We start from the raw sequence: 26,987 nt of genomic DNA on the forward strand, positions 1-26,987 counted from the left end.
TTATGGATAAGATTTTTGAACAACTCGACGGTCTTTTGGATCGTTATGATGAATTAGAAGAATTAATGTCGGATCCCGAGGTTATTAGCGACACGAAGCGGTATCTGGCTTTGTCGAAAGAAGAAGGCGGGATGCGGGATGTCGTGGCTGCCTACAAAAGGTACAAGCAGGTTTTGTCCGATATCAAGGAAAGCGAAGAAGTGCTTCGTGAGAGTAAAGACGAGGACATGGAAGCGCTAGCTAAAGAAGACCTTGACGATCTGCAAAAGCAAAAAGCCAACCTTGAAGATAAGATCAAGGTATTGATGCTGCCTAAGGATCCTAACGATGACAAGAACATCATCATGGAAATCCGTGGGGCTGCCGGTGGCGATGAGGCCAGCCTGTTTGCCGGTGACTTATTGAATATGTATATGCACTACGCTGAACGGCAAGGCTGGAAAGCAGAAATCATTGATTCGACGCCGACTGAAGTGGGTGGCTACAAAGAAGTTGTCGTCATGATTACTGGTGACAATGTTTATTCCAAACTGAAGTATGAAAACGGGGCGCACCGGGTACAGCGGGTGCCTGTGACGGAAAGTGCCGGCCGGGTTCATACCAGCACGGCAACCGTTGGCGTCATGCCTGAATATGATGAAGTGGATCTAAAAATCGACCCTAAAGATATTCGGACAGACGTTTACCGCTCGTCAGGTGCCGGTGGTCAGCACGTCAATAAAACCAGTTCGGCGGTGCGAATGACCCACATTCCAACCGGGATTGTTGTGTCAATGCAGGATGAACGCAGCCAGCAGGAAAACCGGGCGCGCGCGTTACAGATTCTGCGCTCGCGGGTTTACGACTATTACGAAACTGAAAATCAGGAAAAGTACGATCAGACGCGTAAAAATGCCATCGGGACCGGCGATCGTTCCGAGCGAATCCGCACTTACAATTATCCGCAAAACCGGGTTACGGATCATCGGATCGGCTTGACGCTGAATAAATTGGATCGCATCATGAACGGTGATCTTGACGAAATTATCGATGCCTTGATCGTTCACGATCAGGCCCAGAAGATGGAATCGCTTAATGTCTAAAACATACGCTGAGGCGCTCAAATGGGCGTCTTTGTTATTGACGGAACACCATGTTGATCCTGATGGGGCGCGGTATGTCATGATGACCCGGGCAAACTGGACCCCGAGTCAATTAATTTTGCATCGGCAAGACGTGATGCCCGATGCATCATGGCAGCAATTTCAAGCAGATGTCGCCCGGCTAGCAAAATTTGAACCGGCGCAATATATCACCGGTGTGGCGCCGTTTTTTGGTGCGATGTTTAAAGTAACTCCGGCAGTGTTGATTCCGCGATTTGAAACAGAAGAGCTGGTTGATTGGGTCGCAAAAGAGCAGACCGCCGCCCGAACCGGTTTAGATTTGGGAACCGGTAGCGGTGCGATCGGCATTACCTTGGCTCGCCAGTTGCCACAAGTCGCGATGACGCTAAGTGACGTGTCCGAAGCAGCGCTAGCAGTTGCCGAGCAGAATGCCCAGGCGCAACACGTGCAGGCACGATTTGTGACGAGTGATTTATTTAGTCACTTGCTGGGCCGTTTTGATTTTGTGGTCAGCAACTTGCCATATATCGCACCTGAAGAAACACCCGTGATGGATCAAAGTACATTGCGTTATGAGCCTAAGTTAGCCTTGTTTGCCGATCATCATGGGCTAGCACTTTTTGAACGGTTTGTCGCAGCATTGCCGGCTCATCTGAATGACCATGGAGCCGCTTATTTAGAGTTCGGTTACCGGCAACAACCGGCACTGCAGAAGTTATTTGCGGAAAAAGTACCACAAGCGCAGGTGACTTTTAGGCAGGATATGGCCGGTCACCCGCGTATGGCCAAGCTGCAATTTTAGGCGTTTTCCGATAAGGATTTGGAGCGAAAGCGATTCTTTGGGCGTTACGCAGCAACAGACAAAATATGGAGGCAGGAAAATTTGTCAAAACGTTATCATGAATCTGATATTCCGGAAGCCGCCGCTGCTTTAAAGCGCGGCGAGTTAGTCGCGTTTCCCACTGAAACGGTGTATGGCTTGGGTGCTGATGCGACCAATGTGGATGCAGTGGGCAAAGTCTATGCAGCAAAGGGTCGGCCTTCAGATAATCCACTAATTGTGACGGTGGCGGATGCGGCGATGGTCGGGCAATATGCGACGATTACCCCTGCAGCAGCTAAACTAATGGCGACGTTTTGGCCGGGGCCGTTGACGATGATTCTGAATATTTTGCCTGGGCGCTTGTCCATGAAAGTGACAGGGAGCTTGCAGACGGCGGCTTTCCGCAACCCGGATAACGCCTTGACGCGTAAGTTGATTGCGACTGCCGGCGTGCCGATTGTCGGTCCGTCAGCCAATACTTCCGGCAAACCCAGCCCGACCACAGCGGATCACGTGCTGCATGATTTGGCAGGCAAAATCGCCGGCGTGCTCGATGACGGGCCAACCCGGGTCGGCGTGGAATCCACGATTGTTGATTTAACCGTCACCCCGCCAGCAATTCTGCGGCCGGGTGCAATTGGCCCTGACGAGTTGGAGCCGATTTTAGGACCAGTCGATTCAGCGATTCATCACGTCGGTAAAAATGAAGCGCCCAAAGCACCGGGGATGAAGTACAAGCACTATGCGCCGTCTGCTCAAGTGGTGGTTGTCGATGATCCGGGCCAGTTTCCCGAAGCAGTCGAATGGGCTAAAAAGACCGGACAGACTTTTGGCATTTTGGCGACTGATCCGATTCTTGCCAAATTCTCGGCGGTACCGGGTTATTCGTTGGGGCAGGACATTAAAAGTGCGACTCATGACTTGTTTGCCGGGTTGCGTTGGTTCGATCTTCATCCGGATGTCACACTTGTGTTGGCGCAGGCATTTTCCCATAGTGAATTAAGCATGGCTTACATGAATCGTCTGCTTAAATCTGCCGGTAATGTCCACTATCAACCAAATATGCCTACAGATTCGTTTTGATTTGCTATAATAAGGCCAACTGACCAGTGAGTGTCAGTTGGCCTTATTTGGATTCGTGACGTTAAGCCTTGTACAATGAGGTTTTTACGGCGTACACGATTGCAAAAGGGGCAGGTCGTAAGTTGGGTACTAGGAATGAATGCATTCAAGAGGAGAGTGGTAGACATGGATTTCATGGCACAAGACCCAGAAGTCTTCGGCGCAATTCATCATGAAGAAGAGCGTCAGGAGCATAATATCGAACTCATCGCCTCGGAGAACATTGTTTCACCGGCAGTTCGCGCTGCTCAGGGGTCGGTTTTGACTAACAAGTATTCCGAAGGCTATCCTGGCCATCGGTATTATGGCGGTAATCAATACATAGACGTGGTCGAAAATCTGGCTATTGATCGGGCGAAAAAACTTTTTGGGGCAGAGTTTGCCAATGTGCAGCCGCATTCCGGGTCACAGGCCAATATGGCAGCCTATCGTGCCTTCTTGGAAGATGGCGATAAAGTTTTAGCGATGGACTTGACCGATGGCGGACATCTCACCCATGGGAGTCCGGTCAGCTTTAGCGGTCAGGAGTACCATTTTTACCATTATGGTTTGGATGCCAAGACCGAGCGCTTGGACTACGACAAGATTCGGGCGCAGGCGGAACAGATCAAGCCGCGGTTGATTGTGGCCGGTGCCTCGGCTTACAGTCGCGAGATTGATTTCAAAAAGTTCCGCGAAATTGCCGATCATGTCGGTGCCTTTTTAATGGTTGATATGGCGCATATTGCCGGATTGGTTGCCGGTGGGGTGCATATGAATCCGGTGCCGTATTCAGACGTTGTGACGACCACGACGCATAAGACGTTACGGGGACCGCGCGGCGGGATGATTTTGGCAAAAGCTGAATATGGTAAAGCCATTAATTCCGCTTTGTTCCCGGGCATTCAAGGCGGCCCATTGGATCATGTGATTGCCGCCAAAGCCGTTGCGTTGGGCGAAGCATTGAAGCCTGAATTCAAGACCTACACGCAACAAATTCTCGATAATATGCAGGCCATGGTCGCCGGCTTTGAGGAAGATCCACATTTACGGTTGATTTCCGGCGGGTCGGATAATCACATGGTATTAATTGACGTCACGGGTTATGGCGTCAATGGGCGGCAAGTTCAAGATTTATTGGACGAAGTGGACATTACCACCAATAAAAACCAGATCCCGGGTGAGCAAAACGGCCCGTTCAAAACCAGCGGTATCCGCGTCGGCACAGCTGCCATCACCACCCGCGGCTTTACGCCAGAAGAGAGCAAGCGGGTTGCCGAACTCATCAGTGCGGCAATTGCGCATCGCGATGATCAACCGGCTTTGGATCAAATTCGTCAAGAAGTCCTTGCGCTGACGGCCCGTCATCCCTTATCATAGATAGGGTTTGCAAACAAATGGCTCACACAGGAGGCCTCGCATGGGTAAATTTACAGTTTTAAATCACCCGTTGATTCAGCATAAGCTTACTTTGATTCGAAATAAGCATGCCGGCACTAAGGAATTCCGCGAAATCGCTAACGAAATCGCGGAATTAATGGTGTATGAAATCACACGGGATCTGCCATTGGAAAGTGTTGAGATCGAAACACCGATGGGTAAAACGGTTCAAAAGCAGCTTTCCGGTAAGAAACTTGCGGTTATTCCGATTCTTCGTGCCGGTTTGGGCATGGTGGATGGCGTTTTGCGCCTTATTCCAGCGGCCAAAGTCGGTCACATTGGCATGTACCGTGACGAAAAGACACTGAAGCCGCATGAATACTTTGTTAAGATGCCGCCGGATATCGACCAGCGGGATTTAATCATTGTTGATCCGATGCTGGCAACCGGTGGCTCGGCCAACATGGCGATTGAAGCACTCAAAAAGCGCGGGGCGACATCGATGCGCCTCGTGGTACTGGTTGCTGCTCCTGAAGGGGTTAAAGCCGTTCAGGCCGCTAATCCGGACGTGGACATTTATGCCGCCGCGCTGGATGATCATTTGAATGAAAACGGTTATATTGTGCCTGGTCTCGGCGATGCCGGCGACAGACTTTTTGGGACAAAATGACATGAATTGGCATGTGGTCACGCACATGCCTTTTTCATTTTTAGTTAAAAGATTTTTTGTGGGTGCATTAAGACCCGTGAAAACCGTGGCCGCCGTGAAAAAATCAGTGAAAAAGCCTTTATGACGGCCAAAGTTTCTCTTTTTAGTGCTTTGTTTTTTCACTGAAATGGTGTTAGAGTAATGATTGTGTTTCAAGGGTCTACCCTAGTAACCAACGATTATCGAAGTCTCTGCAATCTTGCCCCATCTTTTCGATGGTACACATGATATGAAGCCACTTCAGTAAGGAGGTGAATTCTGTGAACGAACAATATCCCTCGATCAAGCTTTTCGGCTTAACTTTCAACCTGACCAACGACATTGGTGTTTTGGTTTCGGCAGTTCTGGTATTCTTACTGGTGCTATGGCTGTCACGAAACCTGAAAATGCGGCCAGGTGGCAAGCAGAACGTACTGGAATGGGCCATGGACTTTACAAACGGTATCGTCAAAAGTGCGATGCCCGGTTCGGAGCGCTACACGTTTAATTTATTTGCGTTTACGCTCTTCCTGTTCATTTTTATTAGTAACCAAATCGGGTTATTCATCGAGTTAGATATTGGTAAAGATACTTGGTTCCGCTCACCAACAGCATCCCCGGTGATTACCATGACGATGGCGATGACAGTTCTAGTGCTTTCGCATTATTTTGGCGTTGTCTTCAGAGGTTTCAAAGGTTACATCAAAGGATATGCGTCACCGGTTCCGATTCTCTTGCCAATTAACCTATTGGAAGAGTTTACGAACTTTATCACGCTTTCTTTGCGGCTTTATGGGAATATTTTCGCTGGCGAAGTTTTGGTTCTATTAATTCGGCAGTGGGCCTTTTCCGGCGGTGCACTCAACTTTGTTAGTGCAACGGTAGCCGAGATAGCTTGGCAAGGGTTCTCAGTCTTCATTGGTAGTATTCAGGCGTACGTTTTCGTCACGCTTGGTATGGTTTATACATCACACAAAGTTCTACCCGAGTAACTAATTTAGGAGGAAATTTCTTATGCAATTTTTAGCTGCCTCACTAGCCGCCGGCATTGCTGCCTTCGGTGCTTCAATCGGTAATGGGATGGTCATCAGCAAAACACTTGAAGGTATGGCGCGTCAGCCGGAAATGGCCGGAACCTTGCGTGGTACCATGTTCATTGGTGTCGGCCTGATCGAAGCTGTTCCAATCCTGTCTGTTGTTGTTGCCTTCATGTTGATGCTCCGTTAATTCAGTTCATCAATAAAGAAGGGAGTGGCAAAAGATGAGTTTAGGTGACACACTCTTCACACTTGTTACATTTCTGATCTTGGTGATTGCAGTCGGGAAAGTGGCATGGAAGCCAGTTACCAAAATGATGGCGGATCGCCAACAAAAGATTTCCGGCGACTTGGACTATGCTGAAAAGTCCCGCAAAGAGGCAGAAACTTTAGCAGCCAAGCGACGGGAAGAACTGCAACACTCCCAGGCTGATGCTGTCAAGATTGTCAATCAAGCCAAGGAAAACGGCGAGAAGCAACGACAATCATTGGTTGACGCTGCCAACACGGAAGTCGCCACGTTGAAGAAAAATGCGCAAGCAGACATTGACCAAGCCCGTAAAGATGCTTTGGCCAGTGCCAAGAACGATGTGGCTGATTTAAGTCTGACGATCGCGCAGAAGTTGATCGGTAAGGAACTTAATGCGGCTGATCAAAAAGACTTGATCGACGACTACATCAAACGGTTAGGTGATGCAAATGGCAGTCACTAATCAAATGGTTGCACCGCGTTATGCAAAAGCATTACTGGAAGCAGCTCATGACCAGGATCAAGTAGCGACAGTTCATGAAGAGTTACAGGCGCTAGCGTCTGTATTCAAAGAAAATCCGACGATCCTGACAATTTTTGATAATGCCCGAATTACGGCAGATGACAAAGCCAACCTGATGGCGACTTTGACCAAGAATGCCAGTCCGCTTGTGGCCAACTTATTGAAGTTAACCCAGCAATATGGTCGATTCGGTGCATTGCCGGATATCATCACGGCGTTCAATCGCGCTTATGATGATGAAGCCGGTATTATTACAGCGACTGTTACGACTGCAGTTGCTTTGTCAGCAGACCAAGCCGATGCCTTGCGCAGTGCCATTGCTGCGCGTTTTGGCATGAAGTCGACGCAACTGGAACAAATTGTTGATCCAAGTGTCATCGGCGGCGTGCGCATTCAAGCACACGGGTCGGTTATCGATGGAACGGTTAAACACCGTTTCGAGAAGATGAAGGCAGCACTGCTGGCAGATTAGAGATAAGTAAAGAGGTGAACCGGATGAGCATCAAGACTGAGGAAATCAGTTCTCTGATCAAAAAACAACTTGAAGGATATCAAGATGATTTGGCGGCCGAAGAAGTTGGCACCGTTACTTACATTGGTGACGGGATTGCCCGTGCCACTGGGCTGGAAAATGCCATGGCCAACGAATTGCTCCAATTTAGTAATGGCTCATACGGGATGGCGTTAAACCTTGAAACGAACGATGTCGGGATCATTATCTTAGGTGACTTCGATGAGATTCGCGAAGGTGACCAGGTTAAACGAACCGGTCGGATTATGGAAGTTCCTGTCGGGGACGCCATGATTGGCCGGGTTGTCAATTCCCTGGGACAGCCAGTCGATGGCTTAGGCGCGATCAAGACGGATAAAACCCGTCCGATCGAGTTTAAGGCACCTGGCGTTATGCAACGCAAATCTGTATCCGAACCCTTACAAACCGGATTAAAAGCGATTGACGCCTTGGTACCGATTGGCCGTGGTCAGCGTGAGTTGATCATTGGTGACCGGAAAACCGGGAAGACATCCATTGCGATTGATACGATTTTGAATCAAAAAGATCAGAATATGATCTGTGTTTACGTTGCGATCGGGCAAAAGGACAGTACGGTTCGTGCCCAGGTCGAAACGTTAAAGAAATACGGTGCGATGGATTATACCATCGTTTTGACAGCTGGCCCTTCCGAACCGGCGCCGATGTTGTATATTGCGCCTTATGCCGGTGCGGCCATGGGTGAAGAGTTCATGTACAACGGTAAACACGTTTTGATCGTGTACGATGATCTAAGCAAGCAGGCAACCTCTTATCGTGAGCTGTCCTTGCTGCTCCGTCGTCCGCCTGGTCGTGAAGCCTACCCTGGGGATATTTTCTATACCCACAGTCGCTTGTTGGAACGTGCTGCTAAATTGAGCGATAAACTCGGCGGCGGTTCGATGACGGCGTTGCCGGTTATTGAAACCCAGGCTGGCGATATTTCGGCTTATATTCCGACTAACGTTATTTCAATCACGGATGGACAAATCTTCTTACAGAGCGACCTGTTCTATGCAGGTACACGGCCGGCGATTGATGCTGGGGCTTCCGTTTCCCGAGTTGGTGGGGATGCCCAGGTTAAAGCCATGAAGAAAGTTGCCGGGACACTGCGGTTGGATCTTGCATCCTTCCGTGAACTGGAAGCTTTCACCCAGTTTGGTTCTGACTTGGATGCTGCTACCCAAGCCAAGCTGAATCGTGGTCGGCGCACGGTTGAAGTTTTGAAACAACCAGTACACAAGCCATTGCCGGTCGAAAAGCAGGTTATCATTCTTTATGCTTTGACCCATGGCTTTCTTGATCCGATTCCAATCGAAGACATCGGCCGGTTCCAAGATGAACTGTTTGATTTCTTCGATAGCAATGCGGCTGATTTGTTAAAGCAGATCAAGGATACCGGTAATTTACCGGACACCGATAAGCTGGATGCACAGATCAAAGCCTTTGCCGGTGGCTTCCAGACTAGCAAACAACTTGCTGCTGCTAAAGGTTAAGGAGGTGCCGCATGGCTGAATCATTAATGGATATCAAGCGCAAGATCGCTTCGACCAAGAAAACCGGTCAGATCACGCAAGCCATGCAGATGGTTTCCGGTGCCAAATTGAGTCAGATCGAAAAACGGGCCCGAAAATATCAACTTTATGCTGATAAGGTCCGTCAGATTGTGACTCATTTAGCTGCGGGACAACTTCTTGAGTTAGCTAATGCTGCGAATAATGATGCTGAGGCGAATAAGAATCAGCTTGTTTCCGTTGCCAGTTTGCTCGAGAAGCGTCCGGTTAAAAAGACAGGTTACCTTGTGATCACCAGTGATCGCGGATTGGTTGGCAGTTATAACAGTACGGTTTTAAAAGCGATGATGCAGATGATCAAAGACGATCACGAAGGCCCGGATGATTATGTCATGATGGCCATTGGTGGTGTCGGCGCGGACTTTTTCAAGGCCCGTGGTTTGAATCTAGCTTATGAATACCGTGGTGTTTCCGATATCCCGACTTTTAACGAAGTTCGTGAAATCGTGAAAACAGCCGTGACAATGTATGATAATGGTGTGTTTGACGAACTTTACGTTTGCTATAACCACCATGTTAATACGTTAACTTCTGCTTTTCGGGCGGAGAAAATGCTGCCGATCAGTGACTTGGACGTCAGCGAAGTTGAAGACACCAACGTTGAGTACTTGGTTGAACCTGATCTTGACGCTGTCTTGGATGCAGTCTTGCCGCAGTATGCGGAAAGCCTGATCTTTGGTGCGATTATGGATGCGAAAACGGCTGAGCACGCCGCATCGACAACCGCCATGCGCAGTGCAACCGATAATGCCAATGATTTGATCTCGCATCTGTCGACCCAGTTCAACCGGGCACGGCAGGCTGCGATCACGACCGAAATTACTGAAATTGTCGGTGGTGCGGCAGCACTAGAATAAACAGGTGTGAGCTGGCTCGTGAATGGGTCGGCTTGCGCTTACCATAACGCGTTCGCCAGCCCAGAAACCTGCATGTAAGGACCTTGGTCGCAATGGCCAAGTTCGGGCCATCACGCCCAAGGCCACTTACACTCCGGTTTCTAACCGGGCTGGCTCACGCTCAAGGAGGACGAATATGCCAAATGCAACTGGTAAAATCGCGCAAGTGATCGGTCCTGTTGTCGACGTAGCGTTCCCAATCAATGACAATTTGCCAGAAATCAACAACGCCTTGACAATTACCCGCAAGGATGGCTCCCAGCTGGTGCTGGAAGTTGCCTTGGAACTGGGTGATGGCGTCATGCGGACCATCGCGATGGATTCAACCGATGGCCTGCAGCGCGGCATGGCAGTTCAAGATACTGGCGGTCCGATTTCAGTGCCTGTCGGTAAAGACACACTAGGTCGGGTGTTCAATGTATTGGGTGACCCCATCGATGGCGGCGAAGCTTTTGGACCGGATCATCGGCGTGACAGCATCCACCGTGATGCACCAAAATTCGAAGATTTGAATACCAGTTCTGAAATTCTGGAAACGGGCATTAAGGTCATCGATCTGCTCGAACCCTACCTGCGAGGCGGGAAGGTTGGACTCTTCGGTGGTGCCGGTGTCGGTAAAACCGTTTTGATTCAGGAACTGATTCATAATATCGCCGAAGAACACGGCGGCATCTCCGTCTTCACCGGGGTCGGCGAACGAACCCGTGAAGGGAACGACCTTTACTTTGAAATGAAGGAAAGCGGCGTTCTGGAGAATACAGCCATGGTCTTTGGTCAGATGAACGAGCCGCCTGGTGCCCGGATGCGGGTTGCCTTGACTGGTTTGACAATCGCGGAATACTTCCGTGATGTCGAAGGTCAGGACGTCCTGCTATTTATCGATAACATTTTCCGGTTTACTCAGGCTGGTTCCGAAGTTTCTGCCTTGCTGGGCCGAATTCCGTCAGCCGTTGGTTATCAGCCGACACTGGCAACTGAAATGGGTCAGTTACAGGAACGGATTACATCCACGAAAAAAGGATCGGTTACTTCCATTCAGGCTATTTATGTGCCTGCCGATGACTATACCGATCCGGCGCCGGCGACAACTTTCGCCCATTTGGATGCCACGACCAACTTGGAACGGCGTTTAACTGAGCAAGGTATTTACCCGGCTGTTGATCCGCTGGAATCTTCTTCCAGTGCGTTGACACCGGAAATTGTCGGCGAGGAACACTACAAAGTGGCCACTGAAGTGCAGCGGGTCTTGCAGCGTTATCGTGAGTTACAGGATATCATCTCGATTTTAGGGATGGACGAACTGTCCGACGAGGAAAAGGTGATTGTTGCCCGTGCTCGTCGTGTTCAATTCTTCTTGTCACAAAACTTCAACGTTGCGGAACGTTTCACCGGCCAACCGGGTTCATATGTACCGGTTGAAGAAACCGTTAAAGGCTTCAAGGCAATTCTGGACGGCAAGTACGATGACTATCCGGAAGATGCCTTCCGTTCAGTCGGCCGCATTGAAGAAGTTGTCGAAAAGGCTAAGAAGATGGGCTTTGCTCCTGATGAACAGGACACGGATGCTGACGAAAAGCCAGCTGCACAAGCTGCAGCTAACTAAGGAGGCGACGCGTTTTGGCAGAAACGAGCAATGTTCTTCGTGTCAATATCGTGACGCCTGACGGTTTGGTTTATGACCATCATGCCAAGATGTTGGTGGTTCATTCTGTTGCTGGCGAATTAGGGATCATGGCCAACCATGAGCCAATCGTCACCCCGTTAGCGATCGGGGAGGTTGACGTACAACGTGTTGACTCAAGCGATCATAACGATTCAATTGCGGTCAACGGCGGCTTCATGGAGGTTTCGGATAACGTCGCCTCAATTGTCGCTGACTCAGCCGAACGTGAACGCGATATTGACCTGAGTCGTGCTCAAGCAGCACGCGATCGGGCTAAGAAGCGGATCGAGCAGGCCAAGAATGAAAACAACCAAGATGATCTGCGGCGGGCGCAAGTCGCATTGCGGCGCGCCATCAACCGGATCAATGTTAAAACCAGTCATTAGACTCATGAAGAACAAAAAGGTACTGGAGGCGATTTTGCCTTTAGTGCCTTTTTGTTTGTGAGCGCGAGCCGGCGCGGTTAGAAGTCGGAGTGTAAATGTCCTTGGGCGTGATGGCCTGGGCTTGGCCATTGCGACCAAGGTCCTTACACGCAGACTTCTGCGCCGGGGAGCGCGTTATGAAAAAGCGTCAGTTTCAGTTAGGCGGACATAACTCTGCTAGGTCAAGCGCTCCTGCTCACGCTCTTGCATGAATGCCGAAAGTGCGGGAAGATAGCGTATGAGGTGATCGCATGTTTCAGGAAATCGGCCTAAATGCCGCCATAACACTCGTGTCCCACTTTGTTTTCATCATGTTGGCATTCCGGGCATTGAATGCGCTGCGTTTTGAGCGGTTCATTAAGGCCAACCATGTCCGTGAAGCGCAAGTATTGTTGCTTTTCATGGCCGTCGGGTTAGGTTATTTGGTTAGCTCCTTCTTTTTATCGCTCGTTCAAGCAGCTTTAAACTTACCTAAACTTTTCCTATAAAAACCTCGTCTTAACTATGTTATAATGCGATAGTTAGTCAATTTACGAGGAGAGATATATACCCATGGCAAAAGATATTGGGATCGACTTAGGGACAGCCAATGTACTGATCAATGTTAAAGGCAAAGGCATCGTCTTAAATGAGCCGTCCGTTGTCGCCATTGATACCCATACCGGCAAAGTATTAGCGGTGGGGACAGAAGCCTATAAAATGGTTGGGCGCACACCGGGTAACATTCGGTCAATTCGACCACTAAAAGATGGCGTTATCGCTGATTTCGACATTACCGAAGCAATGCTTGAATATTTCATTAACAAATTAAATGTAAAAGGCGTGTTTTCCAAACCCAATATTTTGATTTGTGCACCAACAAACATTACGGACATTGAGCAAAAGGCCATCATCCAGGTGGCCGAAAAATCCGGTGGCCGTCATGTCTACCTTGAGTTCGAGCCTAAGGTAGCAGCAGTTGGTGCCGGTTTGGATATTTTCCAGCCGCAAGGGAACATGGTGATTGATATCGGTGGTGGTACCAGTGACATCGCGGTACTTTCTTTGGGGGAGATTGTTACCAGTCGTTCACTGCGTTTAGCAGGCGATAAAATGGATTCGTCGATTGCAGCTTATGTGAAGAACAAACACAAGCTGATTATCGGCGAGCATACCGCTGAACAGATTAAAATCAAAATCGGCGCGGTTTACGACGCCGATCCTAAAGAAACCATTGAAGTTCGTGGTCGGGATATCGCAACCGGCTTGCCGCGTGAGGTTTCGGTGACTTCGGAGGAAGTTTCTGACGCTTTGCACGAAACCATGATGGCGATCATCGACGGCGCTAAAGGTGTCTTGGAAAAGACCCCGCCAGAGCTTTCTGCCGATATTATCGATCGCGGCATTATGTTGACTGGCGGCGGTGCGTTATTGAAAGGCATCTCCCAGTTATTCGCCGCGGAATTGAAGGTGCCAGTGCTCTTGGCTGATGATCCGTTAGACGCGGTTGCTTTAGGCACAGGTGTCTTACTGGACAACATCGAACATCATCGGCAGTATTAGGAGTTAGCTTATGGACCCGGAGTATCCGAAACGCATTTTTCATCACATTAAAATTTGGTTGATCATTGCGGCGATTGCGTTGATTTTAGGATTGCTGATCGGTTTTGGTATGGGCGGCAGCAATCCGTTTAAGGTTTTTTTGCCGTCGACGTGGATCCATTTCTTTAATTTCCTGCGTTAGGAGTGGACATGAAGCAAATCCTGACCTGGCTGGTGCGGGGCTACCAGCGGTTTATTTCCCCGTTGTTGCCGCCGAGCTGCCGGTATTATCCGACCTGTTCGACGTACATGATTCAGGCGTTGCAGCGACATGGCGCCATTAAAGGGACGCTCATGGGGATTGCCCGGATCTTGCGGTGCAACCCCTTTGTTAAAGGTGGACTTGATCCGGTCCCGGCTTATTTCACGTTGCGGCGTAATCCGCATCCTGAAAATGACTTGGATCTCAGCGATATTCAAAATCTTAATCATAAGCTAGGAGGCCATCATGGCTAAAGAAAGAAACATCAAGGTCACCCAAACGGATGAAACCCGCAATGGCCACACGGTTTCGGTGTTAAAAATCGGTGATCAGGAAATTGGGTTTATTGAACCGGATGGCACCCGGTTTGCTGCTTACGTTGCCGGTTCAGACAAGCCAAATCGCTTTAAAAGTATGGATGACGCTGTCAACGCGTTGATTGCGGAATATCATTTGCATCAGGGTTGACGCGATTTGGCAGAACGCAAACTGGGCGAGCTCCTGGCCCAGCGAGTGTTTTTTAAAATAGTGTATAAACCAGGAGCTTCACAGGAGGTTTGCCGTGGAATCGCACGAAATTAAATCAAATTCTGAAGGCGATCGCATCGACTACGGCATCATTTTGTCAGTCATGCTGCTGGCGCTGATTGGTTTAGTGTCAATTTATCTGGCGGCGTCTCATGATGGTTCGACTTCGCAGAATCCGGTCAGGGCCACGATTATGCAGGCAGCCTGGTACGCGATTGGTGGCATCGGGATCTTCTTCGTCATGCGGTTTGATGCAGAACAGCTGTGGCGAATTGCGCCTTATTTGTATGGTATCGGGATCTTTCTGATGATCGCCGTTTTGATTTTTTATGATCGGGCGACTGAGCTTAATACCGGTGCCAAAAGCTGGTTTGCACTTGGACCAATCAGTTTCCAACCTTCGGAAATCATGAAACCGGCATATATCTTGATGCTAAGCCGAGTCGTCACCCAGCACAATGCAGCTTATTCACACACGATCCAAAACGATTGGAAATTAATTGGCCGCATGGTGTTGTGGACCCTTCCGATTGCCGTCTTGATGAAGTTGCAAAATGACTTCGGGACAACGCTGGTCTTTCTGGCCATTTTTGCCGGGGTCACCTTGGTGGCGGGCATTAATTGGCGGATTCTATTACCGATTGCCTTAGGCGCAGCTGCACTTGGAACACTGGCCATTTTGCTGGTTACGCAGTCGTGGGGCCGGTCGTTTCTCGGCTCAATCGGCTTCAAAACGTATCAATTTGCCCGAATTGATTCATGGCTGAACCCGTCCGGCAGCACCAGTGGCGATAGTTACCAATTATGGCAATCGATGAAGGCGATCGGTTCAGGACAATTAACCGGAAAAGGCCCGTTCCACATGGCCGTCGCGGTGCCAGTGCGGGAATCGGACATGATTTTTTCCGTGATTGGCGAAGCATTCGGGTTTGTCGGCGCAGCGGTGCTGATTCTGTTATACTTTATGTTGATCTATCAGATGATTCGGGTCACGTTTGATACCAAGAACGAGTTTTATGCTTACATCTCGACCGGTGTCATCATGATGATCTTATTCCACGTGTTTGAAAATATTGGCATGAACATCGGCTTGTTGCCACTGACAGGGATTCCGCTACCGTTCATTTCACAAGGGGGTTCATTCCTGCTTGCAAATATGCTATCGGTCGGCATGGTCCTCTCGATGCGCTATCACCATACAAGCTACATGTTCAGCCGCGACACAGAAGATTTTGAATAGGAGCGAGAAAATGGCAACGACTTATTTTTGGCAAGACGAACTGGCTGCGGGTCAGGTTCGTTTGGGGTTAACCCAGGATGCACAGGAAACGTTAGGTAAAATTAAATTTGTTGATTTACCGCAAGTTGGCACAAGTTTAACGATGGGCAACCCGTTTTTGAGTGTGGAAGCGGAAAAGGCTGTCCTCGATCTTGAGGCACCGCTGGCCGGGACTGTGGTAGATGTTCACCAAGAACTTAGTGACAAACCTGCCTTGTTAGACGAAACCGATCATAATCACAATTGGGTTGTGACTGTTTCAGCCAAATAACCCTGACAACCTTTCAGCAGCTTGACAGGTGCGCGGTGTGTACAATTTAAAAAGCAGCTGACATCGACATGATGCCTAGCTGCTTTTTAAATTTCTGATGGTGCAAGTATTAGTTGAAGAACCGCTTTGCCATCTCCTGATAGGTTTTGATGGCAGTCGTGTAGCTGTCTAAGTCGACGTGTTCATCGACTTGGTGGCTGAAATGATTGTCGCCCGGGCCATAAACGATGACGTCAAAGTGGTTGTCAGACCGAATGAATTCAGACGCATCGGTGCCGCCGTAAGCTACTGCAAGTTTGGCTGGCGTACCGGTGACAGCTGCAATTGCCTGATTAGCAGTGGTGACAAGGTGACCATTTTTGTCGGAGTGCACTGGCAGGAATCTGTGTAAAACTTTGAGCGTTAATTTGGCAGACGTAGCTTGATTAGCCTGATCGACTAATTGCTTCAGCAGGTCAACAACTAAGTCAATATTGGCAGCAGGAGTTGGCCGCAAGTTGCCGCGTAGATAGGCATGGGCAGGAATCGTGTTGACTTGATCGCCACCGTTGATCACCGTGATTGAATGCCGAAAGACGCCTAAGTCCGGATCGTCCGGTGCTTGATCAAAGGCAGTTGGCTCTCGTTCGGCAAAGGCCACTAATCCATCGATGGCGTTGACACCTTTTTCCGGTCGCGAACTATGAACCGAGACGCCTTCACTATCGATTTCGTAGTTGACGGTCCCGCCATGCGCATACTGCAGCAATTTGTCAGTTGGTTCGCCAACAATCAAGCCTGCCAAATCATCGGCATAGCCTTGCTCAGTGAGTTGTCGAGCGCCCATCGCGCCAAATTCTTCACCAACCGTTGCCATGAACCGAATGTGATGTTTAAAACCGGCTTGCTTCAAAGCGATGAGCGCGAGTGTCATTGCTGCCAGACCGCTTTTCATGTCATCAGTCCCGCGACCATACATGACATGGTTGACAATCTTTCCGGAAAAAGGCGGATACGTCCATGCAGACTCGTCGCCGGGACTGACAACATCTTGGTGACCGGTGAAGCCAAGCACGCGACCATCTTGATTAAGCTCTGCCACTAAATTAACCCGATCATCTTTGTACGGAATCAGTTTGGTAGGAATACCGGCGGCCTCAAACTCAGCCTGCAAGACTTTTGCCACAGCCAGCTCATGACCGTTTGCTGAGTCAATGCGTATTAATTTTTGCAACAGTGCAACAGGATCTGTCATATTTGCTCATCCTTTCAGTGCGATGTTTCATGGCCGCTTAATTGAACTTTTCACTGACGACCAATGTTGAAGCAAGCTTACACTCTTTTTGAATTAAAATTCAATGTTTGACTACTAAAAAAATTGTGCTAAACTCATGCATACAAACTTGAAATTGATGATAAACGGACTAAGTGAGTAGCGTCGCGAGACAGTACAGAAAACCCGAATTGATGAGAACGGGGTTGCAAGCGCGCGTGAATATGGCTTAGTGCACACGGCACACCGAACATTTTTTGTAAGGCTGTGATGGCCAGCGCCCATTAACGCGCTCCCGGATGAATCCGTCCGGTGAGTGGGTCGCGCACAGCACGGCCAATTAGAATGGTACCGTGGGTGAAGCTCACTTCTAACTGTCTTTGGTTAGAGGTGGGCTTTTTTTGTGAGCGCGAGCAGGAGCGTTTAGAAATCGGAGTGTAAGTGGCCTTGAAGCCCAAATGGCTGGGCTTTGGCCATTTGGGCTTCAAGGTCCTTACACGTAGATTTCTGCGACTGCGAGCGCGTTATAGAAAGCGAAAGCTAAACCCTCACCAAGCCCTCAACAGTACGAGTACTAAGGTATGAAAACCATTGCGCCCAAGGTCCTTACATGCAGGCTTCTGCGCTGGGGAGCGCGTTATAGACGTTATAGATAGGCAACCCGGTGAACGCAAGCCACTACATTCATAGTCCGTTTATCATTCAATCAAGCCAATACAGCTGAGCACCGACTACACGAGGAGGATTCAAGATGAAGCGTTTTTGGAAGATTTTTGCCACCATTGCAGTATTAGGACTGATTTTGGTTGGTTGTGGTAACAGTAACAGCAGTAGCAGTCAGAAGCAGACGACGGTTAAGATCGGGGTTGTTGGCGCGGATAATCGGGTTTTGCAATCCGTTGCCAAGAAAGTCAAGAAACAGGGCATCAACATTAAAATTGTCCAGTTCTCTGATTACAACCAACCTAATACAGCATTGAAGGATCATGATATTGATTTGAACTTGTTCCAGCATCAGTATTTTCTGAACAACTGGAACAAGACGCATCATGGTGATCTTGTCAGCATCGGTCAGACCATTATTGCGCCGTTAGCGATTTATTCTAAGAAGATCACGAAAATCAGTCAGATCAAGCAAGGTGACACAATTGCGTTGCCAAATGACCCGACCAATGAAGGCCGCGCGTTGCAGTTGCTGCAAGCGGCAGGCTTGATCAAGCTCAATACGAAGGTGGCTTTGCCAACGACCCGTGATGTGACCGCCAACAAGCTGAATTTGAAGCTTAAAGCGGTCGATGCCGCCCAAACGGCCAGTTCCTTACCGGATGTTGCAGCGTCCGTGATTAACTCAGGCGTGGCTCAGGATGCCAAGTTGAATCCTAAGAAGGCTATTTACACGGAGAAGGTCAACAAACAAAGTCAACCTTGGATTAACGTGTTTGTGGCGAATAAAAAGGACAAAAATAATAGGACTTACCAGAAAATTGTGAAGGCATTCCGGACGAAGGATACGGCTAATCTGATTGAGAAGTTGTACCATGGGAGTGAAGTGCCAGCTTGGACGCAGAAGTTTTAGGATTGCGGGTAATGCGCGTAGGGAAACTATTGGGTTCGCTTTCCGGTTACCAGTTTGAGGAATTTTTAGGTGGCTAGTAACTTGTTTGTTTGGAGAATGGCATGATAAGTTGGTGAGGACAAAGCGACGCCAAAACGCGTTCACTAGCGCAGAAGTCTGCGTGTAAGAATCTCAGGCGCAATGGCCAAGATCGGGCCATCACGCCCAAGGCCACTTATGCTCCGGTTTCTAACCGGCCACGCTCACGCTCTCTCTACCTTTCTCTTGACAACTTACCCTTCTTTCGTCTAAACTCATCTTAATTCATTTCGGGAAACGAATGATATGAGTGAGTAGATTTGATGAGACTGTACAGAAAACCTGATTAGCTGAGAGCAGGGTAGTTGATTGAATCGAAGATGGCTCATTGATCGGCATCGCTGAGCAGTGGTTAGGCGATGATGGCTGGCGGTCATTACTCCGCACACAGGTGATTGCCTGTTACTGAGGGCGCTTTGGCGTCGAATTAGAATGGTACCGCGAGCAAGCTCGCTTCTAAAACATTGTGTTTAGAAGCGAGTTTTTTTATTTTTCAAAAAGCTTGCGCATATTGTTCGTGAACCCGAACGAGGAGGAAGAAGTTTATGAAGTCTTGGAAAAGAGCCATTATCACACTTGCTTTGGTTTTGCCATTATTTGTTTTAGCAGCCTGTGGTAAGTCGTCATCCAGCACTAGCAAAAATACCACGGTTAAAGTCGGCATCATGAGTACGGACAAGGAAATCTGGACGGACATCCAGTCACGGTTGAAGAAACAGGGTGTGACCATCAAACTGGTGCAGTTTACGGATTATAACCAACCGAACCAGGCACTGGAAGACGGCGACATTCAGTTGAACGCTTTTCAGCATCATAATTTCTTAGATAACTGGAATAAGAAACACAATACCAAGATCGTCGACATCGGTGCAACTTATATCGGGCCGATGCGCGCTTATTCCAACAAGATCAAGTCGCTCAAAGAAGTGAAAGCAGGCGATAAGATTTCCTTGCCTAACGATCCTTCCAACGAAGGCCGAGCGCTGCAGTTACTCGCGCAAAACGGCTTGTTGACACTGAAAAAGGGTGTGGCATCGCCAACCATTCGCGATATTACGGAAAATAAGCTTAACTTGAAGTTTACCGAACTGGATGCAGCCCAGACCGCACGCTCACTGGATGATGTGGCAGTGGCCGTTGTCAATAATGATATTGCGGCAGCAGCCAATCTGAAGCCGGCCAATGCGATTGCGGTTGAAAAGATTACCAAGCAGTCTAAGCCATGGGTTAACTTCATCGCTGCCAAGTCGGCGAAAGACAAGAACAACGCCACTTACAAGAAGATTGTCAAAGCTTACCAGACGAAGCGGACGGCTGAGCTGCTGAAGAAGGTTTACAAAGGCTCAACATTGCCAGCCTGGAACTACAAGTTTTAATTAGAAACGGGGACAATTATGTCAGATCAAGCAGTTGTGACGTTAAAAGACGTGGACGTTGAATTCCACGGGAAGACCCGCTCGGTACATGCCGTTGATCACGTCAATTTAACGGTCAATCGCGGGGATATTTATGGGATTGTCGGCTATTCAGGAGCCGGCAAGTCGACATTGGTCCGGACCATCAATCTGTTGCAGCGGCCAACCAGCGGCAGCGTCAATGTTTTAGGCCAGGATATGCTAGCTTTGTCTGCGGCACAGCTACGTAAGGAACGTAAGCGGATCGGCATGATTTTTCAGCATTTTAATCTGATGAACAGCCGCACGATTGCCGATAATGTCGCGTTTCCGTTAAAAGGCATTAAATCAAAGCAGGAGATCAAGAAGAAAGTTGCTGAGCTGCTGGATTTGGTTGGGCTGACAGATCGGGCAAATTCCTATCCGGCGCAACTATCCGGCGGGCAAAAGCAACGGGTCGGGATTGCACGGGCCTTGGCGTCTGATCCGGAAATCTTGATCTCCGATGAAGCGACCAGTGCGTTGGATCCGAAAACCACGAGTTCAATTCTGGATCTTTTGAAATCGTTGAATGAACGGTTGGGGTTAACGATTGTTCTGATTACCCACCAAATGGAGGCGGTTAAACAGATTTGTAATCGTGTTGCCGTCATGGATGCGGGCGCCATCATTGAACGCGGCGATCTGCTGCAGGTCTTTTCCGACCCAAAGCAACAGTTGACCAAGGATTTCATCGATACGACGTTGCAGCTTGATCAGGCGATTGAATCAGTTTTGCAGCAGCCTGCCGTTAAAAACCTTGGGCCGAATGATCGCTTGTTGCGGTTAACTTACGTCGGGGCTTCGGCCGATCAACCATTGGTGGCCAAGTTGTTTGAAAGTTACCACGTGACTGCGAACATTTTGTTTGGCGATATTCAGATTTTACAGGATACACCATTTGGCAATCTGATTGTGGTTTTGTCCGGGGATCAAGCGCAAGTGGACGCCGGCATTCAGTATCTCAAACAGCAGGATGTCAAAATCGAAGACATCTTAAAGAAGGAGGCCTAGGCAGATGGTACAATTTTTTACGAAATATTTTCCTAACGTTGTGCCTATCTGGTCCGGCGATGGCGGCGTGACGCAGGCGATCAACGAGACGCTGTACATGACGGCCTTGACGGCAATTGTTGCCGGGGTGCTAGGCATTATTATTGGAATTTTGCTGGTTTTGACCGATGAAGGCGGGCTACTGGCCAATCATCCGTTTTACTTCGTTTTGGATAAATTGGTGAACATCTTCCGAGCGGTGCCGTTTATCATCTTGCTGGCGATCATGACGCCAGTGACGCGCGCCATTGTCGGAACCGGCATCGGACCGACCGCGGCGTTGGTACCATTGATTGCCGGCACGACTCCGTTTTACGCGCGGCAGGTACAAAATGCCTTGTTGACGGTTGATCCCGGTGTCATTGAGGCGGCCGAAGCGATGGGCGTTTCACCGCTAGGGATTGTCTGGCGCGTTTACTTGCGTGAAGGGCTGTCTGAATTGATCCGGGTTTCCGTCTTGACGATCATCTCCGTCATCGGCTTAACGGCCATGGCTGGGGCTGTCGGTGGTGGCGGTCTCGGGAATCTGGCCATTGCGGTCGGCTACCAACGTTACCAGTACGACGTGATCATTGTTTCCCTGATCTTCATTTTGGCCCTGGTCTTCTTGGTTCAGTTTATCGGCGATTTCTTTGCACGGAAGAGCCACCACTAATCGCGATAAAAAATAGCGTTTTGTATTCAAGCGCCCCACAATTGTCAGATAAGCAAAGTCTGATGACTGTGGGGCTTTTTTGAAAGCGGGCTGTTTGCCGCCGTATTCTTTATGACGTAGAATAACGGTATAATGAAAAGTCAAATCCAGTCGGGGGTAACATTGTGCATACACTTGAGATTAAAGATTTACACGTCAAAATTAAGGCAGAACCGGAGCATCCGGAGATTTTAACCGGAGTCAATTTGAAATTGGCGACGGGCGAAATTCACGCCATTATGGGTCCTAATGGTACAGGTAAGTCGACATTGGCCGAGACAATCATGGGCAATCCGGCTTATGAGGTGACCCAAGGCGACATTCTGATTGACGGCAAGTCGATTCTGGACCTTGCTGTCGATGAACGGGCGCGTGCTGGATTGTTTCTTGGCATGCAGTACCCGCAGGAAATTGCCGGGGTCACGAATGCTGAGTTCATTCGTGCTGCGATCAATGCGCGGCGTCCGGAAGATGATCAGATTCGCATTACCGATTTTTTGAAACAATTAGATAAGACGATGGCAACCCTTGAGATGCCGGAATCAATGGCAGATCGGTATCTGAATCAAGGCTTTTCCGGGGGTGAAAAAAAGCGTAATGAAATTCTCCAGCTGATGATGATTCATCCGCATTTTGGCTTACTGGATGAAATCGACTCCGGCTTGGATATTGATGCACTGCGGATCGTTGCCAAGGGTGTCAACCTGATGCGCGGGCCGGAATTTGGCAGCATGATCATTACCCATTATCAGCGTCTGCTGGATTATATTATTCCTGATGTGGTGCACGTCATGAAAGGCGGCCGGATCATCGAAAGCGGCGGCCCTGACTTAGCCAAAGAATTGGAAAAGACCGGCTATGAACACCTTAAAGTGGGTGAACAAAATGGTTGAAACAACAACGCTGCCGGCGCCTAATCTGCCTAAGTTTCCGTTGGCGCGCTATTTAAAGAACCAACCTGATGCCGTTGAAGATCGGGTCGTCTTGCATGCGCCTCAGGCAATTGCCTACGCTGCCGGGTCGAGTGAAGTCCAGCGTTTTACACCAACGAATTCGCTTGATGCATGGTTGCTGCGTTCACCTCAAGGGGCAACGACGGTCGATATTCCCGCCCATTTTGTCAGCGGCGATGACCCCATCGTTCTAACCGGGCCTAAAAACGCCGGTGGTTTGCTATATGTTCATGTTGGTAAAGGCGCCAAGGTTACCTTGCAGGAAAAATGGGCCAGTAGCGGTCATGTGTTAGGTATTTGGCTCATGTTGGTGGTTGATGACGACGCGGACGTTAATTGGCTGAGCTATGATAGCTTTACTGCCGACACTGTGCTGGTGAATCGCACGGCGACATTAGCCGCCAATGCGAAGCTTAATTGGACATTGGCCGGATTTTCGCATAACTCCGGGTTGAATCGAGTCGATGTGCGGTTGCTGGGACAAAACGCCGAGGCAACAGTTAACGTGGGCGTTTTAGCTTCCGGCAATCAGCATGTCAGCTATACGACATCTGTGACCAATGAAGGCCAGCATACAGTGGGTCATATTAATCAGCGCGGTGTGATTACCGGCAATGCCCACCTGATGTTTAATGGGATTGGCCACATCATCAAGGGTGCCCGCGGAAGTGATGCCCAACAGGAAAATCGCGTGTTGATGTTATCACAGCGAGCAGAAGGCGATGCCAACCCAATCCTATTAATTGATGAAAATGACGTTACGGCCGGACATGCTGCTTCCGTGACGCGGGTGAATGCCGATCAGCTTTACTATTTAATGAGTCGCGGACTTTCTGCAACCTTAGCAAAACGATTGGTGATTCGCGGCTTTTTGGAAGGCGGTTTGGCTGAAATCGACGATGTTCGGCTGAAGAAAGAACTGTTTGCAACGATTGATCGAACGCTGGTGGCTGAAGATGCGTGAACAATTTCCGTTTTTTAAGGCTCATCCTGATCTGGTTTATTTAGATACCGCAGCGACTTCCCAAAAGCCGCAAGCCTTGTTGGATAGCCTTCAGAATTACTATATTAATGATAATGCCAACGTGCATCGCGGTCTCTACAAGTTGGCCTATGATACGACTGAGGCATATGAAGGAGTTCGCCAGCAAGTCGCTGATTTCCTTCATGCCCAAAGTGCCGAGGAGATTATTTTTACCCGTGGCACGACAGATAGTCTGAATTTGGTGGCGAGTGCGTTTGGCCCGCAAGCAGTGCCTGCTGGCGGCCGGATTGTGGTCAGTGGTGCGGAACACCACAGCAATTTTATTCCGTGGCAACAGCTTGCTAAGCGCCAGCAGGCAACCTTCACCGTAACGCCGGTTCATCCGGATGGGACAGTCGATGCGCCCGCCTTATTGGCCGCTATCACGCCAGGTACCAACTTAGTAGCGATTGCCCAAGTGACCAATGTTGCCGGCGATACACTCCCAGTGGCAGAGATTGCCAGGAAGGCGCATGACGTGGGGGCCATTGTTGTCGTCGACGGCGCTCAGGCAGTCGCCCACATGCCAGTTGATGTCCAAGCGTTAGGTGCGGACTTCTATGCGTTTTCCGGGCATAAAATCTATGGACCAACAGGGATCGGCGCGCTTTATGGTCGTGCTGACTTATTGGCAAAAATGCCGCCGATTCAATTTGGCGGTGAAATGATTTCTGAAGTCCGCGACCAAGAAAGTACGTGGGCAGACGGGCCGATCAAGTATGAAGCCGGCACGCCCCACATTGCCGGCGTGATCGGCATGGGCGCGGCATTGCATTGGTTTCAGGAAAATGTTGATGCCGCGGCGTTGCAAACCGAACATGAATTGACGAGTCAATTACGAACAGCGCTGACGGCAATTCCGGATCTAACGGTTTATGGCAACGACGACAGTCTGGCAACGGTTTCGTTTAATTTAACGGGTATTCATCCCCACGATGTTGCCACCTTCCTGGATGAGCAGCAAATCGCCGTGCGCGCCGGCCATCACTGCGCCCAGCCACTCATGGCCAGGTTAGGAGTGCCAGCAACGGTGCGCGCCAGTTTTGGGGTCTACAACAATCAGGATGATGTCACGAAATTGGTTGAAGCTGTTCAGGCCGCAAGGAGGTATTTCCATGGCATTGACTAAGCTAGATCAAATGTATCGCGCGGTGATTCTCGACGAGGCGCAACACCCGCGGCATCACGGCGTTTTAGCTGATTTTGATCACGAAATCACGGTGCGCAACCCCAGCTGCGGTGATGTTTTACACTTGCAGATTAGTGAAAAAGATGGCCGCATCAACGATGTCGCTTTTTCTGGCAGTGGCTGTACCATTTCCCAGGCCAGTGCCAGCTTGATGACCGATCAGATTTTAGGTAAAACGCCCGCTGAAATCGAGCAGATGGTCGAAACTTTTTCCGACTTGATTATCAAAGGCGACGTTCCTGACGCCGACCGTCTGGGGGATGCAGCTGTGTTAAAAGGCGTTCATCAGTTTCCGGCACGCATCAAATGTGCCACGTTAGCATGGAAAGCAGCTGCGCAAGTTTTGACGCAGAAAGGTAAAACCGATGACTGAGACAAAAAATACTAAAAATAATGAAACTGTTGCGGCGGATATCGACTTTTTACCTGACGAAAATCCCGCTGATTTCAAAGACGATATCAAGCCGGTCTATTCAACCGGGCGTGGGCTTACCGAAGAAACGGTACGGGCCATCTCGGCGGAAAAACATGAGCCGGAGTGGATGCTGGATTATCGGCTGAAGGCGTATGCGACTTACCGTAAGCTGGCAATGCCGAATTTTGGCCCGGATTTGTCGGATTTGGATTTGGATAATATGCTTTATTTCCAAAAAGCAACCGATCGCACGTATCGCGATTGGGATGACGTGCCGGACACGATCAAGAAAACATTCGATCGTCTCGGCGTGCCGCAAGCAGAGCGGAAATACCTGGCCGGTGCCAGTGCCCAGTACGAGTCTGAAGTGGTTTACCACAATATGCGCAATGAATTTGAAAAGCTAGGGATTATTTTCATGGACATGGATTCGGCGTTGAAGGAATATCCCGAACTCGTGCATGAATACTTTGGGAAATTAGTTAAACCTAGTGACAACAAATTTGCGGCGCTTAATGGTGCGGTTTGGTCAGGCGGCAGTTTTATTTATGTTCCTAAAGGTGTCCAAACCGATGTGCCCATTCAAAGTTACTTCCGAATCAATGCGGAGAACACAGGACAATTTGAACGGACCCTCATCATTGTGGAACCGGGCGCGCACGTTAACTATGTTGAAGGGTGTACAGCACCGAATTATTCCAGTGATAGCCTGCATGCAGCGGTCGTTGAGGTCTTTGTTAAAAATGATGCCTATTGCCGCTACACGACGATTCAAAACTGGAGCAAGAATGTGTTCTCGCTTGAAACCAAGCGGGCTCAGGCGCTTGATAATGCCACAATGGAGTGGGTTGACGGCAATCTTGGCAGTAAGACGACCATGAAGTACCCTAGCGTCTATCTGGACGGCAAAGGGGCACATGGGACGATGCTCAGTATTGCGGTGGCCGGCGAAGGTGTCGATCAAGATAACGGGGCGCGCATGATTCATAATGCGCCGAACACAAGCAGTTCGATCGTCTCCAAATCCATTGCCAAAGATGGCGGGGCAGTTGACTATCGCGGAACGGTTCGGTTTACCAAAAAGGCCGACAACGCCTTTTGTCACGTGGAATGCGACACGATTTTAATGGATGAAAAGAGCTCCAGCGACACCATTCCTTACAACGAAATCCACAATTCGACGGTCTCAATGGAACACGAAGCAAAGGTTTCGAAAGTTTCGGAAGAGCAACTGTATTATTTAATGAGCCGTGGGATTTCCGAAGCCAAGGCGACCGAAATGATCATCATGGGCTTCGTGGAGCCGTTCACCAAAGAGTTGCCGATGGAATATGCGGTTGAGTTGAATCGCCTCATCGGCATGGAAATGGACGGCTCGGTTGGGTGATGCTGTGGTGACGCGGTTTGTGGGGCGTTTTGGCGCTTCTAGGAAAATACTCTCCACAAAATAATCGACAAGTTAATATT

Annotated in this window: 30 protein-coding genes; 29 read left to right on the forward strand and 1 reads right to left on the reverse strand. The window is 49.3% G+C overall.

Going from position 1 to position 26,987, the window contains the following annotated elements; translation table 11 throughout:
• Nucleotides 1-2: 2 nt before the first annotated feature.
• The 20 genes from prfA (at nt 3) to LHUE1_RS11270 (ending at nt 15,853) form a co-directional block, all read left to right on the forward strand.
• Entirely contained in the window at nt 3-1,082 is a 1,080-nt protein-coding gene (gene prfA / locus LHUE1_RS11175) for a peptide chain release factor 1 (protein ID WP_049169603.1), read from the forward strand.
• Nucleotides 1,075-1,905, forward strand: coding sequence for a peptide chain release factor N(5)-glutamine methyltransferase (gene prmC, locus LHUE1_RS11180; RefSeq protein WP_049169602.1), 831 nt, complete (start codon nt 1,075-1,077; stop codon nt 1,903-1,905). The genes prfA and prmC overlap by 8 nt, the downstream gene beginning before the upstream one ends.
• A gap of 81 nt (nt 1,906-1,986) precedes the next feature.
• Nucleotides 1,987-3,009 carry an L-threonylcarbamoyladenylate synthase gene (locus LHUE1_RS11185; protein ID WP_049169601.1) on the forward strand — a complete coding sequence of 341 codons (1,023 nt, stop codon included), beginning with the start codon at nt 1,987-1,989 and terminating at the stop codon, nt 3,007-3,009.
• 165 nt (nt 3,010-3,174) lie between these two features.
• Nucleotides 3,175-4,407 (forward strand): serine hydroxymethyltransferase, encoded by a 1,233-nt coding sequence (gene glyA, locus LHUE1_RS11190; protein ID WP_049169600.1) that lies wholly within the window; start codon nt 3,175-3,177, stop codon nt 4,405-4,407.
• A 40-nt stretch (nt 4,408-4,447) separates the two neighbouring features.
• Complete coding sequence (gene upp, locus LHUE1_RS11195) at nt 4,448-5,077, forward strand: uracil phosphoribosyltransferase (RefSeq protein ID WP_010488901.1); 630 nt, start codon at nt 4,448-4,450, stop codon at nt 5,075-5,077.
• 299 nt (nt 5,078-5,376) lie between these two features.
• Nucleotides 5,377-6,087 carry a F0F1 ATP synthase subunit A gene (gene atpB, locus LHUE1_RS11200; protein WP_010488899.1) on the forward strand — a complete coding sequence of 237 codons (711 nt, stop codon included), beginning with the start codon at nt 5,377-5,379 and terminating at the stop codon, nt 6,085-6,087.
• A 22-nt stretch (nt 6,088-6,109) separates the two neighbouring features.
• Nucleotides 6,110-6,322 (forward strand): F0F1 ATP synthase subunit C, encoded by a 213-nt coding sequence (gene atpE, locus LHUE1_RS11205; RefSeq protein WP_010488897.1) that lies wholly within the window; start codon nt 6,110-6,112, stop codon nt 6,320-6,322.
• A gap of 34 nt (nt 6,323-6,356) precedes the next feature.
• The gene (atpF, locus tag LHUE1_RS11210; RefSeq protein ID WP_049169599.1) at nt 6,357-6,845 is read left to right on the forward strand and encodes a F0F1 ATP synthase subunit B; all 489 of its coding nucleotides are present in this window, start codon (nt 6,357-6,359) and stop codon (nt 6,843-6,845) included.
• Nucleotides 6,832-7,377 (forward strand): ATP synthase F1 subunit delta, encoded by a 546-nt coding sequence (gene atpH / locus LHUE1_RS11215; protein ID WP_047105962.1) that lies wholly within the window; start codon nt 6,832-6,834, stop codon nt 7,375-7,377. The genes atpF and atpH overlap by 14 nt, the downstream gene beginning before the upstream one ends.
• A gap of 23 nt (nt 7,378-7,400) precedes the next feature.
• Complete coding sequence (gene atpA / locus LHUE1_RS11220) at nt 7,401-8,930, forward strand: F0F1 ATP synthase subunit alpha (protein ID WP_025012634.1); 1,530 nt, start codon at nt 7,401-7,403, stop codon at nt 8,928-8,930.
• A gap of 11 nt (nt 8,931-8,941) precedes the next feature.
• Nucleotides 8,942-9,865 carry a F0F1 ATP synthase subunit gamma gene (locus LHUE1_RS11225; protein WP_047105963.1) on the forward strand — a complete coding sequence of 308 codons (924 nt, stop codon included), beginning with the start codon at nt 8,942-8,944 and terminating at the stop codon, nt 9,863-9,865.
• 175 nt (nt 9,866-10,040) lie between these two features.
• The gene (gene atpD / locus LHUE1_RS11230) at nt 10,041-11,507 is read left to right on the forward strand and encodes a F0F1 ATP synthase subunit beta (protein ID WP_010488889.1); all 1,467 of its coding nucleotides are present in this window, start codon (nt 10,041-10,043) and stop codon (nt 11,505-11,507) included.
• A 14-nt stretch (nt 11,508-11,521) separates the two neighbouring features.
• Nucleotides 11,522-11,953, forward strand: a complete 432-nt coding sequence (locus LHUE1_RS11235; RefSeq protein ID WP_010488888.1) for a F0F1 ATP synthase subunit epsilon — start codon at nt 11,522-11,524, stop codon at nt 11,951-11,953.
• 290 nt (nt 11,954-12,243) lie between these two features.
• The gene (locus LHUE1_RS11240) at nt 12,244-12,480 is read left to right on the forward strand and encodes a DUF1146 family protein (protein ID WP_010488885.1); all 237 of its coding nucleotides are present in this window, start codon (nt 12,244-12,246) and stop codon (nt 12,478-12,480) included.
• A 64-nt stretch (nt 12,481-12,544) separates the two neighbouring features.
• The gene (gene mreB / locus LHUE1_RS11245; protein WP_277848254.1) at nt 12,545-13,534 is read left to right on the forward strand and encodes a rod shape-determining protein; all 990 of its coding nucleotides are present in this window, start codon (nt 12,545-12,547) and stop codon (nt 13,532-13,534) included.
• Between the two features lie 10 nt (nt 13,535-13,544).
• Nucleotides 13,545-13,715, forward strand: a complete 171-nt coding sequence (locus LHUE1_RS11250) for a DNA-directed RNA polymerase subunit beta (protein WP_010488880.1) — start codon at nt 13,545-13,547, stop codon at nt 13,713-13,715.
• An 8-nt stretch (nt 13,716-13,723) separates the two neighbouring features.
• Nucleotides 13,724-14,029: a membrane protein insertion efficiency factor YidD gene (gene yidD, locus LHUE1_RS11255; protein WP_010488878.1), complete on the forward strand. Its 306-nt coding sequence runs from the start codon at nt 13,724-13,726 to the stop codon at nt 14,027-14,029.
• Entirely contained in the window at nt 14,022-14,243 is a 222-nt protein-coding gene (locus LHUE1_RS11260; protein ID WP_025012630.1) for a DUF2969 domain-containing protein, read from the forward strand. The genes yidD and LHUE1_RS11260 overlap by 8 nt, the downstream gene beginning before the upstream one ends.
• A 94-nt stretch (nt 14,244-14,337) precedes the next feature.
• Nucleotides 14,338-15,543 carry an FtsW/RodA/SpoVE family cell cycle protein gene (locus LHUE1_RS11265; RefSeq protein ID WP_049169598.1) on the forward strand — a complete coding sequence of 402 codons (1,206 nt, stop codon included), beginning with the start codon at nt 14,338-14,340 and terminating at the stop codon, nt 15,541-15,543.
• A gap of 10 nt (nt 15,544-15,553) precedes the next feature.
• Nucleotides 15,554-15,853 carry a glycine cleavage system protein H gene (locus LHUE1_RS11270; RefSeq protein ID WP_049169597.1) on the forward strand — a complete coding sequence of 100 codons (300 nt, stop codon included), beginning with the start codon at nt 15,554-15,556 and terminating at the stop codon, nt 15,851-15,853.
• A gap of 109 nt (nt 15,854-15,962) precedes the next feature.
• Here the strand turns inward: LHUE1_RS11270 and LHUE1_RS11275 are convergent, their stop codons facing one another.
• The gene (locus tag LHUE1_RS11275; protein WP_049169596.1) at nt 15,963-17,087 is read right to left on the reverse strand and encodes an ArgE/DapE family deacylase; all 1,125 of its coding nucleotides are present in this window, start codon (nt 17,085-17,087) and stop codon (nt 15,963-15,965) included.
• A 769-nt stretch (nt 17,088-17,856) separates the two neighbouring features.
• On the opposite strand from LHUE1_RS11275, the gene LHUE1_RS11280 reads away from it, so the two are divergent.
• The 9 genes from LHUE1_RS11280 to sufB all read left to right on the forward strand — a co-directional run bounded on the left by LHUE1_RS11280 (nt 17,857) and on the right by sufB (nt 26,907).
• On the forward strand, nt 17,857-18,681 hold the full coding sequence (locus LHUE1_RS11280; protein WP_049169595.1) for a MetQ/NlpA family ABC transporter substrate-binding protein: 825 nt from the start codon (nt 17,857-17,859) through the stop codon (nt 18,679-18,681).
• A 623-nt stretch (nt 18,682-19,304) separates the two neighbouring features.
• Nucleotides 19,305-20,135 carry a MetQ/NlpA family ABC transporter substrate-binding protein gene (locus tag LHUE1_RS11285; RefSeq protein ID WP_049169594.1) on the forward strand — a complete coding sequence of 277 codons (831 nt, stop codon included), beginning with the start codon at nt 19,305-19,307 and terminating at the stop codon, nt 20,133-20,135.
• Nucleotides 20,136-20,153: 18 nt separating this feature from the next.
• Nucleotides 20,154-21,206: a methionine ABC transporter ATP-binding protein gene (locus LHUE1_RS11290; RefSeq protein ID WP_049169593.1), complete on the forward strand. Its 1,053-nt coding sequence runs from the start codon at nt 20,154-20,156 to the stop codon at nt 21,204-21,206.
• Between the two features lie 4 nt (nt 21,207-21,210).
• Nucleotides 21,211-21,900 (forward strand): methionine ABC transporter permease, encoded by a 690-nt coding sequence (locus LHUE1_RS11295; RefSeq protein WP_010488862.1) that lies wholly within the window; start codon nt 21,211-21,213, stop codon nt 21,898-21,900.
• Between the two features lie 164 nt (nt 21,901-22,064).
• The gene (sufC, locus tag LHUE1_RS11300) at nt 22,065-22,832 is read left to right on the forward strand and encodes a Fe-S cluster assembly ATPase SufC (RefSeq protein WP_010488859.1); all 768 of its coding nucleotides are present in this window, start codon (nt 22,065-22,067) and stop codon (nt 22,830-22,832) included.
• Entirely contained in the window at nt 22,825-23,856 is a 1,032-nt protein-coding gene (locus LHUE1_RS11305) for a SufD family Fe-S cluster assembly protein (protein WP_049169615.1), read from the forward strand. The genes sufC and LHUE1_RS11305 overlap by 8 nt, the downstream gene beginning before the upstream one ends.
• Nucleotides 23,849-25,045: an aminotransferase class V-fold PLP-dependent enzyme gene (locus tag LHUE1_RS11310; RefSeq protein WP_049169592.1), complete on the forward strand. Its 1,197-nt coding sequence runs from the start codon at nt 23,849-23,851 to the stop codon at nt 25,043-25,045. Before LHUE1_RS11305 ends, LHUE1_RS11310 begins: the two co-directional genes overlap by 8 nt.
• Nucleotides 25,032-25,478: a Fe-S cluster assembly sulfur transfer protein SufU gene (gene sufU, locus LHUE1_RS11315; protein ID WP_049169591.1), complete on the forward strand. Its 447-nt coding sequence runs from the start codon at nt 25,032-25,034 to the stop codon at nt 25,476-25,478. The genes LHUE1_RS11310 and sufU overlap by 14 nt, the downstream gene beginning before the upstream one ends.
• Nucleotides 25,471-26,907, forward strand: coding sequence for a Fe-S cluster assembly protein SufB (gene sufB, locus LHUE1_RS11320; RefSeq protein WP_010488843.1), 1,437 nt, complete (start codon nt 25,471-25,473; stop codon nt 26,905-26,907). The genes sufU and sufB overlap by 8 nt, the downstream gene beginning before the upstream one ends.
• Nucleotides 26,908-26,987 lie beyond the last annotated feature (80 nt).

It is taken from the genome of Lacticaseibacillus huelsenbergensis, assembly GCF_029726355.1.
In the GTDB taxonomy this organism is placed as follows: domain Bacteria; phylum Bacillota; class Bacilli; order Lactobacillales; family Lactobacillaceae; genus Lacticaseibacillus; species Lacticaseibacillus casei.

Coding starts and splice junctions, on each gene's coding strand:
- prfA (WP_049169603.1), top strand. CDS start 3: ATGGATAAGATTTTTGAACAACTCGACGGTCTTTTGGATCGTTATGAT.
- prmC (WP_049169602.1), top strand. CDS start 1,075: ATGTCTAAAACATACGCTGAGGCGCTCAAATGGGCGTCTTTGTTATTG.
- glyA (WP_049169600.1), top strand. CDS start 3,175: ATGGATTTCATGGCACAAGACCCAGAAGTCTTCGGCGCAATTCATCAT.
- upp (WP_010488901.1), top strand. CDS start 4,448: ATGGGTAAATTTACAGTTTTAAATCACCCGTTGATTCAGCATAAGCTT.
- atpE (WP_010488897.1), top strand. CDS start 6,110: ATGCAATTTTTAGCTGCCTCACTAGCCGCCGGCATTGCTGCCTTCGGT.
- atpF (WP_049169599.1), top strand. CDS start 6,357: ATGAGTTTAGGTGACACACTCTTCACACTTGTTACATTTCTGATCTTG.
- atpH (WP_047105962.1), top strand. CDS start 6,832: ATGGCAGTCACTAATCAAATGGTTGCACCGCGTTATGCAAAAGCATTA.
- atpA (WP_025012634.1), top strand. CDS start 7,401: ATGAGCATCAAGACTGAGGAAATCAGTTCTCTGATCAAAAAACAACTT.
- LHUE1_RS11225 (WP_047105963.1), top strand. CDS start 8,942: ATGGCTGAATCATTAATGGATATCAAGCGCAAGATCGCTTCGACCAAG.
- atpD (WP_010488889.1), top strand. CDS start 10,041: ATGCCAAATGCAACTGGTAAAATCGCGCAAGTGATCGGTCCTGTTGTC.
- LHUE1_RS11240 (WP_010488885.1), top strand. CDS start 12,244: ATGTTTCAGGAAATCGGCCTAAATGCCGCCATAACACTCGTGTCCCAC.
- mreB (WP_277848254.1), top strand. CDS start 12,545: ATGGCAAAAGATATTGGGATCGACTTAGGGACAGCCAATGTACTGATC.
- LHUE1_RS11250 (WP_010488880.1), top strand. CDS start 13,545: ATGGACCCGGAGTATCCGAAACGCATTTTTCATCACATTAAAATTTGG.
- yidD (WP_010488878.1), top strand. CDS start 13,724: ATGAAGCAAATCCTGACCTGGCTGGTGCGGGGCTACCAGCGGTTTATT.
- LHUE1_RS11260 (WP_025012630.1), top strand. CDS start 14,022: ATGGCTAAAGAAAGAAACATCAAGGTCACCCAAACGGATGAAACCCGC.
- LHUE1_RS11270 (WP_049169597.1), top strand. CDS start 15,554: ATGGCAACGACTTATTTTTGGCAAGACGAACTGGCTGCGGGTCAGGTT.
- LHUE1_RS11275 (WP_049169596.1), bottom strand. CDS start 17,087: ATGACAGATCCTGTTGCACTGTTGCAAAAATTAATACGCATTGACTCA.
- LHUE1_RS11280 (WP_049169595.1), top strand. CDS start 17,857: ATGAAGCGTTTTTGGAAGATTTTTGCCACCATTGCAGTATTAGGACTG.
- LHUE1_RS11285 (WP_049169594.1), top strand. CDS start 19,305: ATGAAGTCTTGGAAAAGAGCCATTATCACACTTGCTTTGGTTTTGCCA.
- LHUE1_RS11290 (WP_049169593.1), top strand. CDS start 20,154: ATGTCAGATCAAGCAGTTGTGACGTTAAAAGACGTGGACGTTGAATTC.
- LHUE1_RS11295 (WP_010488862.1), top strand. CDS start 21,211: ATGGTACAATTTTTTACGAAATATTTTCCTAACGTTGTGCCTATCTGG.
- LHUE1_RS11305 (WP_049169615.1), top strand. CDS start 22,825: ATGGTTGAAACAACAACGCTGCCGGCGCCTAATCTGCCTAAGTTTCCG.
- LHUE1_RS11310 (WP_049169592.1), top strand. CDS start 23,849: ATGCGTGAACAATTTCCGTTTTTTAAGGCTCATCCTGATCTGGTTTAT.
- sufU (WP_049169591.1), top strand. CDS start 25,032: ATGGCATTGACTAAGCTAGATCAAATGTATCGCGCGGTGATTCTCGAC.
- sufB (WP_010488843.1), top strand. CDS start 25,471: ATGACTGAGACAAAAAATACTAAAAATAATGAAACTGTTGCGGCGGAT.